12 protein-coding genes are annotated in these 12,509 nt (G+C 55.9%); 4 read left to right on the forward strand and 8 right to left on the reverse strand.

The features are described from left to right. Positions 1-18: 18 nt before the first annotated feature. From XX99_RS24805 to XX99_RS27005, 3 genes are all read left to right on the forward strand, one after another. Complete coding sequence (locus XX99_RS24805; RefSeq protein WP_231581604.1) at positions 19-900, forward strand: aldo/keto reductase; 882 nt, start codon at positions 19-21, stop codon at positions 898-900. A gap of 36 nt (positions 901-936) precedes the next feature. Further along, positions 937-1,320, forward strand: a complete 384-nt coding sequence (locus tag XX99_RS24810) for a nuclear transport factor 2 family protein (RefSeq protein WP_050062099.1) — start codon at positions 937-939, stop codon at positions 1,318-1,320. 161 nt (positions 1,321-1,481) lie between these two features. Further along, a complete protein-coding gene (locus tag XX99_RS27005) occupies positions 1,482-2,942 on the forward strand; it encodes an MHYT domain-containing protein (protein WP_082125950.1) in 1,461 nt (486 codons plus the stop codon). 54 nt (positions 2,943-2,996) lie between these two features. Here XX99_RS27005 and XX99_RS24820 read toward each other — a convergent pair whose 3' ends face one another. From XX99_RS24820 to XX99_RS24840, 5 genes are all read right to left on the reverse strand, one after another. After that, on the reverse strand, positions 2,997-3,500 hold the full coding sequence (locus XX99_RS24820) for a hypothetical protein (RefSeq protein ID WP_050062100.1): 504 nt from the start codon (positions 3,498-3,500) through the stop codon (positions 2,997-2,999). A gap of 478 nt (positions 3,501-3,978) precedes the next feature. Continuing rightward, positions 3,979-5,280: a sensor histidine kinase gene (locus XX99_RS24825; RefSeq protein WP_184084612.1), complete on the reverse strand. Its 1,302-nt coding sequence runs from the start codon at positions 5,278-5,280 to the stop codon at positions 3,979-3,981. Between the two features lie 176 nt (positions 5,281-5,456). Continuing rightward, positions 5,457-7,217 carry an MOSC and FAD-binding oxidoreductase domain-containing protein gene (locus tag XX99_RS24830; protein WP_050062102.1) on the reverse strand — a complete coding sequence of 587 codons (1,761 nt, stop codon included), beginning with the start codon at positions 7,215-7,217 and terminating at the stop codon, positions 5,457-5,459. Positions 7,218-7,284: 67 nt separating this feature from the next. Continuing rightward, positions 7,285-8,682 (reverse strand): dihydrolipoyl dehydrogenase family protein, encoded by a 1,398-nt coding sequence (locus tag XX99_RS24835; RefSeq protein ID WP_050062103.1) that lies wholly within the window; start codon positions 8,680-8,682, stop codon positions 7,285-7,287. A gap of 99 nt (positions 8,683-8,781) precedes the next feature. Further along, positions 8,782-9,339, reverse strand: a complete 558-nt coding sequence (locus tag XX99_RS24840) for a DUF417 family protein (protein ID WP_050062104.1) — start codon at positions 9,337-9,339, stop codon at positions 8,782-8,784. 52 nt (positions 9,340-9,391) lie between these two features. Between XX99_RS24840 and XX99_RS27895 the strand changes: the two genes are divergently transcribed. Then, positions 9,392-9,589, forward strand: a complete 198-nt coding sequence (locus tag XX99_RS27895) for a hypothetical protein (RefSeq protein ID WP_184084615.1) — start codon at positions 9,392-9,394, stop codon at positions 9,587-9,589. Between the two features lie 213 nt (positions 9,590-9,802). Here XX99_RS27895 and XX99_RS24845 read toward each other — a convergent pair whose 3' ends face one another. Genes XX99_RS24845 through XX99_RS24855 form a run of 3 tightly spaced genes read right to left on the reverse strand, consistent with a single transcriptional unit; the run spans position 9,803 to position 12,503 of the window. After that, a complete protein-coding gene (locus XX99_RS24845) occupies positions 9,803-10,870 on the reverse strand; it encodes a tagatose 1,6-diphosphate aldolase (protein ID WP_050062105.1) in 1,068 nt (355 codons plus the stop codon). Continuing rightward, the gene (locus tag XX99_RS24850; RefSeq protein WP_050062106.1) at positions 10,845-11,621 is read right to left on the reverse strand and encodes an SDR family oxidoreductase; all 777 of its coding nucleotides are present in this window, start codon (positions 11,619-11,621) and stop codon (positions 10,845-10,847) included. Before XX99_RS24850 ends, XX99_RS24845 begins: the two co-directional genes overlap by 26 nt. A gap of 48 nt (positions 11,622-11,669) precedes the next feature. Further along, positions 11,670-12,503, reverse strand: a complete 834-nt coding sequence (locus tag XX99_RS24855; RefSeq protein WP_231581605.1) for an alpha/beta fold hydrolase — start codon at positions 12,501-12,503, stop codon at positions 11,670-11,672. Positions 12,504-12,509 lie beyond the last annotated feature (6 nt).

Consider the following 12,509-nt stretch of genomic DNA (forward strand, 5'->3'; position numbering starts at 1 on the left):
AACCATGGAATCGGTCAGATGCCGGCACTCGGGTTTGGCACCTTGATTCCCGATCCAGCCGTGACGATCAGTGCTACGAAAGGCGCGCTCAATGCCGGATTTCGGCATTTCGATTGTGCAGAGCGATACCTGAATGAGCGTGAGGTGGGCAACGCCTTGCAAGCGGGACTTGCCGAGGGAATTACTCGCGAAGAGCTCTTCGTCACAACGAAATTGTGGAATACCAACCATCAGCCTGAGCGGGTGGAACCGGCCTTCGCGGCGAGTTTGGACCGACTCGGACTCAGCTATGTGGACCTCTATCTCATTCACACTCCTTTCGCGTTTCAACCGGGCGACGAGCATGATCCGCGCGATCCGGACGGCAATGTTATTTATGACCGCGAAATAACTTTGCTCGATACCTGGAGGGCGATGGAGGATCTTGTGGACCGTGGCCGATGCCGTGCCATCGGACTGTCCGACGTCAGCCTGGACAAACTGGTGCCCATCTATGAAGCGGCGAGAATCAAGCCATCGGCGGTCCAGGTCGAGGCGCATCCGTATCTGCCGGAAACGGAGCTTCTGGAATTCTGCAAAGAAAAGGGTATTGTGTTTCTAGCCTTCGCGCCGTTAGGTCATGGAATCAGGCCAGGGCTACTCGAAAATCCAGTAATTCTGGCAATTGCTGCGCAGGTTGGAAAAACGCCGGCACAGGTACTACTAGCTTGGGCGGTGCAACGCGGCACCGCTTTGCTGACCACGCCCAGGAGCGCGGAGCGGGCAAAAGAGAATTTCGATATCTCCGCCCTTCCCGAAGATGCATTTAACGAGATCAACCGCATCGAGACTAGACACAGGCTCAATGACGTGGTGAATACCGGCATCCCGGGTTTCATTCCACGAGTTCAATCCGTATAACACCGGCAACGATCGATGTAAGAACTGGAGCGGCTCATGCAAGAGGAACAAATACGCGAAGCACTGAATGCACATTGGCTTGCGTCGGCAGCAGGCGATGCAAACGCCGAGCACGATATCTACGCTGACGATGCTATTTGCGATTATCCGCAGTCAGGCGAGCGAATCTTCGGGCGAAGCAATCTGCAGGCCCTGCGGAGCCACCATCCCGGCAAGCCGTCGGGGTTCCAGGTCAAACGCATCGTCGGAAAAGGAGATCTTTGGATCACCGAATACACCATTGTCTACCAGGGCCGATCAGCATACACGGTGAGCATTATGGAATTCCGCGACGGTAAAGTGGTACACGAGACACAGTATTTTGCCGATCCCTTCGAGGCCCCTGCCTGGCGAAGCCAATGGGTGCAGCGGATCGGGTAACGCCGGCATTGAGAATCGATTCCTGCCCGAAAGCTAGCTAATCGTCAACGATCCGTGCGGGATGAAACGGCGGCCGATAAGTCTCGTAACACCTTCGTTCCCTTCCTGCGTCCTAAGTGCGCTCTCTATACTGATCCTGCGCACGGAGTGTTATAGGAAGCTTGCCCGGATATTACGACCTTTGGACCGTTTCGCTGTCATATGCGATCGCCGCACTCTCTGGATTTGCGGCGTTTGAGTCCGTGCGCCACGCCCGGCATAGCGGGCGCAGGCTCTTGTGGGCCACCATCAGCGGCGTGGTGCTGGGGTTTGGCATCTGGTCGATGCACTTCGTGGGCATGTTGGCGTGGGTGCCCCCGTTTCCGCTCTTCTATTCCGTCAATAAAACCGTGGCCTCGATGGTCGCGGCAGTCCTCGCGTCTTTATTAGCAATGCATCTGGCTGTGGCTCCGGCGTTGCCTTCGCGGTTTCGGCTGACATTAGGCGCCACATTCGTTGCAACAGGAATCTGCGCAATGCACTACATCGGAATGTCTGCGGTGCATTTCAGCACGCCCGAGATGTGGTCTGTCCCATGGGTCGCAGCGTCGTGCGTTATCGCGCTGGTTGCCTCGTTTGCAGCTTTGCTGCTGCTCAACCGCAGCAACCGTGAGGGCTTCAATATCGGGCATCAAATCTCGGGAGCGCTCGCCATAGGACTCGCAATCTGCGGCATGCATTACAGCGGCATGCACGCGATGATGTTGCATCCGGGCAGCGTTTCGCTGCAATATTCGGGAGACGCGTCTGGCGCCACGCTGGCACGCATTGGGGTCGGCAACGCGCTCATCTTCACCTTCTGTCTACTCGTCATCTCTTACCAGGACCGGCTTCGCCTTCTTCATGCCGCCCACGACGCCCAGCTCGAGGCGCAGGACGCAAGCCGCACGGCGGAGCAGTTGAGCGCTGCAGGGCGCATAGCCGCTTCGATTGCTCATGAGGTGAACAATCCGCTGGAGGCTGTGACTAACTTGCTCTATCTCGCCGAGCACAGCGACATCAGCCCGACCGCGCTTGCCTATCTGCACCAGGCGCAGAGTGAACTCCAACGCGTGTCCGAGATCACCACTCACACGCTAAAGTTCTATCGACAGCAGCACGCAGCGTCTTCGGCATCCCTGCCGGAACTCGTCGATTCCGTCCTGGTTCTCTTCGGTGGGAAGCTGGAGATCCAGCACATCTCGGTACAAAAGGACTGGCAACCGGAAGTTCCGAAGGTTCATTGCCGGGCGGGCGAAATCCGTCAGGTGATAGCCAACCTTGTTGGAAACGCAATCGATTCCATGCCGCTCGGCGGTACTTTGTCTGTCTCGATGCACGTCGTCAGGGACTCTATCGAGCTCGCGATCATGGACACCGGCCAAGGGATCTCAGAAGAAGTGAAGGAGAAGCTTTTTCAGCCGTTCTTCACCACAAAAGGCGTTGGAGGAACCGGGCTAGGCCTGTCGATCAGCGCGGAGATCCTTGAGAGGCACGGTGGAACCCTCATGTTCGAGAGCAAAACCGAGCCTCCGGATCAGGGCACGACATTCAAAATGGTTCTTCCAAGAGAAGAACGGGACAGTAGGCCACGTTCCGGCTGAGAGGAAGCTCGCCATACGATGTTCGGCCTTAAATCTCCTGAAAACGTTGCGCCGTTAGGATGACAGGCCGTGGAACCATTTCTGTTTGAGCAACTCGGCCGTCAGAGAATCAGCCGGCGCGGGATCGACATTGCCTTGATCTTGAGTTCGCTGTTGCTTTAGAGCGTCTACGTGATGGATCTGACCGGCTGGCACGAAAACCGGCCGTTCAGGAATAACCCCGGCGAGAGGCTTTTCAGGAGGCGCAACAAGAACCTTCTCGACCGCGGGCTTACGCCGGGCCGGTGCTCGCTTCGCCGGTTTGACCAGCGTGATACCGGCATCGATGCCAGGCTTTTGAGGCATCACTACGCCGGACGCAGCACCACTTGCAGTCTCGATCACCACCTGCTGGGCCTGAAAAGATGTTGTCTTCTCAGCTCTCTTTTGGCGGCCACCCTTCTGAGCCCGCTCGGGCGACGGGGGTGCGAATGAGAAACAGGAAGCTAGTAATTGGCGAGCCTCGCGGAGGCGATCCAATTCGGCGTCGATGAGAGAGAGGATTCGAGCATATTGCATTTGTGTTTCCAGTCTACAGCCCTCGCGCGAAATCTATCGTCGAATGTTCGAGCCCCGTTAAATTCACGACTCGAAAGAATGCCTGCAGTCCACTGCGAACCGCTGATTTGATGGCCTGAAGGCGCGTCATAAGCGATTTAGCGCAGAGGAAGGACCCGGCATCACGACACCAATACTCTTGACTCGCCGGCTCCAAAAATCCATCTTCTCTATAGGATCTTCCTTATGCAGTGTGTCACATGGATGCTGCCAATGCCTAAACCAGCAAGAGCAGAAACCAGCAAGATAGTCGATAACCAGAAGCAGTTACTGAATCATCTCCATCCCCCACTTATCGACCGACGATATCTTTTCGTTATATCTAGCGGAGGATTCTTCTAGTAGAGATATAACAGAAAATGTGTTTGACGGGAGATCTTCGGTCCCCCAAGGAAGCCCCAGGTGAGACGTGATGAAAGCACTTTGTAGAACCGATATGTTAGTAAATCTCCGCACGATTCACGGGTAACCGGACGTGAAAAATCGTGCCTTGGGTAGAAGTTTCAAACGACACGGTGCCGAAGTGTTTCGCTATCACCCGTTGGACAGTATCGAGGCCCAACCCCAATCCCGCACCAAGTGGCTTCGTCGTAAAGAACGGTTCGAACACACGATCCTGATATTCCTTCGGAATCCCCCGACCGTCATCTTCAAATTCGACGAGCAAGGTTTCGCCTTGCAGTTTGGCTGACAGCGTAAGGGTGCCTCTATTCTCCATCGCGTCGAGGCCGTTTTCGATCAAAGCGGAGAATGCCTGATTCAACTCGCTCCCGTAGCCTTGAAAAAGGGGAAGCTCCGCTGTGACATTTCTCTTGATGATCACATCCTTCAGGCGCGGTTGGAACATCATCAGCACGTTGTCCAAAGCAGCCGGAATATCGACTTCTTGAAGAGGCTGCCGATCCATGTAGGAATAATCTTTCACTGCGGCAACGATGCGAAAAATCCGCTCGCTCGCTTGAATGATGGAAGCAATGGCCGCGTTCTGACTCACCGTCGCAAGAAGGTCGCGCAACGCAATCGGCTGAAGCTCAGCCGCAACAGGGGCCGTGAAATCCTGAAGCTCAGAAATTGATACTTCAGCCTCTGCGAGGATGGGGGCTAGCTTCCATGCCTCTTCGAAGCCCTTGTTTTGGAGCCAATCGCACAATGCCTCTTCCAGATCACCAGCGAGTATTGAATTGCTGGGATGAGGTGTCGAACCAACTTTCGCTCGGATGGCATCCAGTCCTTTGAGATAGCGATCGAGAGCCGCCTTGTCAGATATCGCTAGGCCAAGTTGGTACCGGGCGTCGTTTCTCACGAGCTCCGATTGTTGGCCCAAGGCAAGCGCTGCGCTCCGGGCGGCCGATGCTGGGTTGTTCAGTTCATGCGCCAGATTCCCGGCAAGTTTACTGAGCGCAGCCAGCTTGCCTATCTGTTCTTCGGCTCGCGTGTATTCCCGGTTACGGTCGATCAGAACGCGGACCATACGTTCCGTCATCGATGGAATCGCGGTCAACATCGCCGGAAACTGGCTATCGTCAAGTTCGAGGAGCCAAACGTTGCCTGACGCGCGGCCATCCGCGTTCCAGGAACGGATGCGGGAAAAAGGCGTCTTTCCTGTGATTCTCTTTGTTCTGCCTACGAGCACTGAGACGGCGCTCGAAGTGTGGCGTTTGACCACCACCTCGCCCGCCAGAATAAAGATCAAATGGCGCGGCGGGGCTCCCTGGCTGAAAATCAGCTCTCCGTCCTGCACGAATCGCTCAACGCCGGCATCCGCGATCCAACGCAGCTCTTCCGGAGTTAGCCCATGGAGCTCCTCGATGGAATGAAGAGCGTCGACTCGCTGTTCCGCATTTGAAGGGCGATTAAATTCCGTCGGCGCTGAAACGGAAGAGTCCGTCATCTGATCCTCGCTCTACTTCACATGTATCACAGGTCTAAGTTGACTTGCGACTCGGGTGTCGAGCAACAGATCAAAGCATTCCCGGCTGCGGGCCGATCCAGAGGCTCGGGAGCGTAGCGCAACTTGCCATCCAGAATTCCGCACTCGCAGAGATGACAGACACCGGTGCGACAGGACCATCTCACCGGTACGTCGCACGCTTCCGCAAATTCGAGCAGACTCTTGAAACGATTGTCCCAGCGCACGGCCAGGCCGCTGCGACTGAAAGCCACGACAGGTCCGTCTCCCACCGCACCAGCTGGAGGATGTGGGGTCTTCGCTTCTTGGGACATTCCCGGTGTGGTTGAGTTCGCCGGTCCGAAGACCTCCTGATGTACCGCATCGGGAGGAACACCCAAGGAGTCGAGATCACGACGCAGGTCTGCGAGAAATCCCGCTGGCCCGCACAAATAGAAGTCGCCATCGGCCGGAATTCCAAGCCGTCGCAAGCTCGTGAGATCGAGGTGACCCTCGAGATCGAAGTCCTTACCGAGCTGATCTGCCGGCCCCGGCTTGCTGTATGCGACGATTGAGTGGCTTCCGGGAATAACGCCCAGAAGTTTTCTGGCCTCGTTGGCGAAGGCGTGCTCCTTCGCATTGCGCGCGGAGTGGATCCACCACACTTCGCGATGCGATTCTGCATCGCCCGATGCAAGAGCGTGCAGCATGGAAAGCAGTGGAGTGATTCCAACTCCAGCGCTCAACAGCACGACCGTGCGAGCACCGGACCGCAACACGAAATCGCCGCGCGGAGCGCTGACCTCGACGGTGTCGCCGATCTGTGTCGTGTCCGCAAGATAGCGGCTTCCCTGTCCTGTACCGCGCTTGACACTGATGCGATAGACGCCCGAAGCCGAAGAACCCGAAATCGAGTAACTGCGAATGAGGGGATCTGAACCCTTATCGGGAACCAGCCGAAGCACGAGATACTGCCCCGGCAGTGCCGGAGGAAGCGGCGCGCCATCGACCGCACTGAGCACGATTGACGTTACTTCGCTTGTCTCACGATGAACCGATGCCACCTTCAGAGCACGAAAGCCATTCCATGCAGGAGGAGGTGAAGCGGAGGTAGTCAGCCCCGCGTTTCCGCTGCGGATTTCCTTTTCATCTGCCTTGAGCAACGCCTCAAGAGAGTGTTTCCATCCCGCACTGAGCGCAGGAATCTGGATTGCGATCGCGATGCGTTCGGGCTTGTGGTCTGGGAGGTACAGCAGAGAATCGATTTCAGCGACCGAAACCCTTCCCGCACCGTCGGCGATCTTTACAATTTCGTCTTCCGCACCGACTTCTCCCTCTTTGATTACGCGGCAATAGAACCCGGGCCTTCGATGCGAGACAACCAGGGCAGGCATCTGAGCGTTGTTCATCCGAATGCCGAGCCGATAGCAGGTGACGCGAGGCTGAGTCACCTCAAATACTGCGCTTCCGATCCGGAACCGGTCTCCGATGCAGACTTCATCATCCGGTAGACCGTCAACGGTGAAGTTTTCGCCGAACTGTCCGTACTCGAAGTCATTCCGTCGGAGATGCGCTTCCCAGTACCGATAGGCCTGAATCTGATAGACCATCACGGCACGCTGCTCTCCTCCGTGGCCTTTCAGATCTGCCTGGCCATCGCCGTCCAGATTCAGCCGCCGGGCCGCGACACGGTGGGAAACGGAGCTCTTCCAGATAGCGGTGCGGACGAGTCTGTTTTGCCATTCAATTTCGCGTGGAAGCCCGACATTGACAGAAAGGAGTTTCGGCATCGTATTCTAACTGGGGCAATAAAAAGAAAAGCCCGCAGCTCTCTGTCTATGATCTTGCAGCGCCTGATTAAGATGCGCCAGCGGAAAACAGAGCGATCAACCCCTCCGGAATCGTAGGATGGGCGAGGACCGCCTCACGGAGATCGGTATAGGGCAGCTTACCGAGCATTGCGATCTGGACACATCCCATAATCTCGCCTGCTCCCACGCCGAACGCCGCGAACCCAAGAATGCGATCGCTGTCGCGCTCTACCAGGCACTTCAGGAATCCGCGTGTTTCCACGAGGCTGCGTGCCCGCAATACGGCAGTCATCGGAATTTTGAAAAGACGATAGCCAATCCCCTGGGCTTTCGCCTCTTTCTCGCTCAATCCAATCCGCGCGTATTCAGGATCTGTGAAGAGACAGAAGGGCACCTGTCTCCCGGTCGTCACGCGGTTCCCGCCGAGCAGATTGTCGCGGACCACGCGGAAATCGTCCTCGCTGATGTGCGTGAATTGCGGACTGCCCGCAACCTCGCCCACCGCCCACACGTCTGGCGCGGTCGTTTCCAGACGCTCGTTAACTTTGATATATCTCCGCTCTGTCAGTTCCACTCCAGCGAGTTCGAGTCCGATGTCCTTTGTATTTGGCTCGCGGCCGCTCGCCACCAGGAGATGCGTACCATGCAGCGACTTCGCCACGCCGTTCTGCTCGATCTCGACACGAACCGACCATCCTGATACGCCGGAAACGCTTTTCACTCTGGCATTCAAAGCCAACTCGATGCCTTCGTCTTGGAACAATTGCTGCAGCCCTTCGGTGACATCGTCGTCTTCATGATGAATGACGCGATGGCCACGTCCTAAGACCGTGACCTGGCTGCCTAACCGGCGCATTGCCTGTGCGAACTCCAGCCCAACATACCCCGCTCCAAGAATGATCAGGTGCTCGGGCACGACATCGAGTTCCAGCGCCTCGACGTGAGTGAGCGGCTGGGCGGATGCCAGCCCAGGAATGTTGTCGATCACCGCGTGCGTCCCTGTGCCAATCACCACGCTCTTTCCAGTCAATAACCGCTTCGTTCCATCCGGCAGAGTCGCCTCAAGTATCTTTGGCCCCACAAAGCGTCCCGATGCCATGATCAGCTCCGCTCCGCTTTGCTTATAGAGCGAGAGATGGACATCCACCAGTCCCTGGACCATCTTCCGCTTCCGCTCTCTCACCGCCGGCATGTGAACGTGGAAGCCGTCGATGTCGACTCCAAATTCTGCGCCGCGTCGAATATTGTGCGCCATCTGCGCAGTATGAATGACATTCTTACTTGGAAGACACGCGATGTTCGGGCACGAACCGCCGACATACTTGCGCTCTACTACCGCAACCTTCTGGCCTTGCCCTGCAAAGGTCCAGGCCAGAAGTTTCGAACCGGCGCCGCTGCCCAGAATGAGCAGATCGTAAACTTCCGGTGGCCCCTGAAAACTCATGCGTGCTCTTCTCCATTGTGAACGATTCATTGGCGAATCCCAGACGATTCGCATGCAAGTTGAAATGAAACAGACTCGAGACGTTGTCAGCTTTCACTCTTAGCAATTGTTCTCGGAGAGGATAGCTTTCCGGCCGAAATAGCTAATGAGGTAGAACGACACCCCGAAGGAGATGACATCCTTGAAAAGAAACAATCCCAAAAGGCTCATATACCTCATCACTGGAATCCCAGGGACGGAAATAATCGCGCCCGGAGTGCTTAGGAGCATGGTGCTGGTGATGAAGAACATGAGCGTTGTAATCAGTCCGCCCAGGATGCCGGCTTTAGGCTTGAAGTAGCCCGTGATGATCAAGATCGCTGCAGTGATCTCAGTGAGCCCGATGATATCGGAGCCGATGTAAGGGCCGAATATTTTGAAGTGCCACCAGATGAGCGGGCTGTGCGAAACCAGTGGGACAATGCCTTCAGCTCCTGGAGCAGTCATCTTAAAAGATCCGGCCCAAAGGAGCATAACTACCATGCCGAGACTGGTGACCAGGAAAGGGATATCGCGATCACTCACCCATGCAGCCAATTTGGTTAAACTACTTTTCGCGCCTATTGAAAGATCTTGCTTCTCCGCATTCATTGCTTGTGCCGACGAGGTCGTACTCATAATTTCCCTTCCTTATTTGTGGCTGATGATGTTGCATATAGGCGATTCGCCGATGAATACCTTCCAAACCCATCAGTGGCTGCCCGATTGGCGTAGAGCAGAGTGGATACTGTCAACGATGACCACGCGCTCGCTGGCCGATGCCCGGAATGATGAAAGTGCAGCCAACAAGCCTTCTGCATCCGAAGTACCAAACTCGGGGATTTCCCTTTTTGCGGCAGCTTCCCGCGCTAAGTTCTTTCAACTCTGAAGATTGAAATTGCAGGGCGAGAACATAGCTCAATCTCCGGCGAATAAAGTTGCGACGAATTTCTGACAGTGACGGATATCCGCGGTGAAGTTCGTCGCGATGCACAAGTGTTTATACAGAGCACTCACAAGGCATCCCGAAACAAAGACAGCATGAAATGGCTGGGTTCTCGCTTTCGTTTTTCACCATGATGTCGACGCGCGAACGCCTCGATCAACCACGTTGTTGTGCCGCTGGCCGCTCGATCCGGTTTGTCCATGGGCGGGCGGACCCGAGAAGTGCATTCACGCGTGCGAGGTATTCGACACCGGTTTTGCCTATCCAATCACGGAACGCGGCAGGACCCTGCTGGGCAAAAACAGGTATGCCTTCCTTCCAGATCGCCCGGCCGCAAAGCACGCCGCTATAACCGGATTCGGCTTCATTCGCCAGTTCGAGAGACTCGGTGAACTCGGAGATCGGAACGCCGGCGGACAGATAAATAAATGGTAGCTCGGTAACATCCGTCTGCTCTCTGAATCGATCTAACGCCTCACTTTTGCTGTATGCAGCGTCGCCGCCAAATGAGCGAGTGCCACTGACATGCCTCATCGAAATGGGTATCTCGACCTTCAGCACATCTACGCCATACCTTGGCTTGGAGAATTCCACCATCGAAGCTTTGACGATGGAAGGCTTCAACCGCGCATATTCGACACTCGCTTCACCGTGCCCAGCTACGTCGTATCCAACCGTTTCGACAAAGTACGGGACATCGAGGGCTCTGCACTCGTCTCCGATGCGTTCCACCCAGACATGTTTCTGGTCGTTGATCTCCTGCTGTTCGTAAGGACTGTAATAGAGCAGCACCTTGACGCAATCGGCTCCCGCTTCGACAAGCCGTCTCGCGCTCCAGTGCTCAAGTATTTCCGGAATGCGCCCAGGAACGTTGTTGTCGTACCCTGTCTTTTCATAACCGAGGAAGAGTCCCTTGCCGTGGCGACGCTGAAGAGCATCCAGTCCAAACTCTGGATCGAGCAAAATTGCTGACGCGTGCGGGGTCAACACATCGGTGACGATTGTCTTGATCTCATCGAGATCCCGATCGACAACGTTCGCGCGGCCATCTGCGACGAGCATTTTTTTCAGCGAGCCTCGCTGGTCGACGGCGACCGCCGCGATTACTGCCTTTTCATTCGAGACTTTGGATATGCCCGCATACTTTCCGATTGTTGCTTTCACGCGTAATTCCTCCAGCCGGTGGTTGTAATGCTGATCAGATTCCTTTAACTTCGCCGCCATCCATCCGTATGGAAGCTCCGGTCATCCATTTCGCCGCGGGTGACACAAGAAAGGCCATCAAGTCGGCGATCTCTTCTGGTTTGCCGAAGCGAGCGATACCGACTTCCTCCGGAAATTTTTTCATCCCCTCCTCCACGGTCAGGTTGTGTGCCGGCGCCCATTTTCTAAAGAACGACTCTCTGCGCCCGGTCATCACAGCGCCAGGAACAACGCTATTCACCTGCACGCCATCCTTGATGCCCTGCTCCGCGAATGCTTTCGCGAGTGCGATAATCGCGGCGTTGATCGCAGCTACTGCGGCAAATCCCGGTTTCGGATCGAGAGCAGCGCTTCCGGAAATCAGCACCACGGAGCCATTCGAAGCCTTCAATGCATCCCAGGCTTGGATGGTCAGACGGCGTGCGCCGTGAAGCTTGAGAGCGGCGCCATCGTCCCATTGCGCATCGGTCATTTCGAACAGGTCGATCTGGGGCACGGCCCCTGCAATGTTCAGCAATGCATCGATTCTTCCAAAACGCTCGAGTGTACCTTTCACCAGAACTCCGGCTATCTCGGGTTCTCGAAGGTCCACATCATAGATCAACGATTGGGCGCCAGCCGCCTTAACCTCCGCAGCCGTTCGCTCCAACTCATCTTTATCTCTGGCGGCCAGTACAACAGCGGAGAAATCGCGAGCCAGGCGGATGGCGGTTGCCCGGCCTATCCCCTGACTGGCACCGGTAACAATAGCGACAGACTTTATAGCAGTCATAGGTTTGCCTTTCCATCTGCTTCAATCCGAATTTGTTATGGCCGAACGCTAGCTTAAGAGAGTTTGACGCGCGGCCTCGAGGATCACGTCGATCACAACCTGCGGGTCCGAGATCATCGGAGAGTGATCCACAGGAGACGAGCGAATTTTTGCGCCCATGCGATTCGCCATGAATCGCTGGGTCTTCGGATTGATCATGCGATCCTCTTCTGCGACCAAGAACCATGACGGTTTTGATTTCCAGAGTGGCGCCGGCGCGGGCTGTTGAATGCATGGAACCCCGAGAGGCCGTTGCAAGGCCGCCGCAATTTTCGATTCATCGCGAGTAGCCTTGTGCGTGATCGCTCGGGGAAACGCATCGTCAGGCAGCCATACAAAGCCGTGAGAATCAGGAGCCATCGTCGGCGCTTCCGGAGAATTCGGGTTGAGATAGAAGACCTTGGCTACAGTCTCGCCTTCATCCGGTGCGAGCGCCGTGACATAGACCAAAGACTTGACCCGGTCTTCCCGCACTGCTGCGATCACCGCGCCAGAGTAGGCGTGCCCTACCAGCACGACCGGGCCGCTAGTCCGTTCCAGTACCTGGCTCAATGCCGTCGCGTCGTTGGTTAAGGACGTGAGCGGAAGGGGTGCGCAGATAACCTGAAAACCGTGGTCTTGCAGAGGAAGAATGACTTTGCTCCAGCAAGAACCATCGGCCCACGCCGCATGCACGAGGATGATTGTCGAGTTCGGAGGGAATTGATTCCTCGCGGAACCATGCGAATCGGCGGCAGCTTCTGAGGTGTTTTGCGCCTGCGCCAATTCGCTAAAAGACCCCTTGAACAGCACACCCAGAGAAGTACCTGTAAGTGCGCCTAGAAATTTACGACGTTCCATCATCTTGCT

This window comes from Silvibacterium bohemicum (assembly GCF_001006305.1).
In the GTDB taxonomy this organism is placed as follows: domain Bacteria; phylum Acidobacteriota; class Terriglobia; order Terriglobales; family Acidobacteriaceae; genus Silvibacterium; species Silvibacterium bohemicum.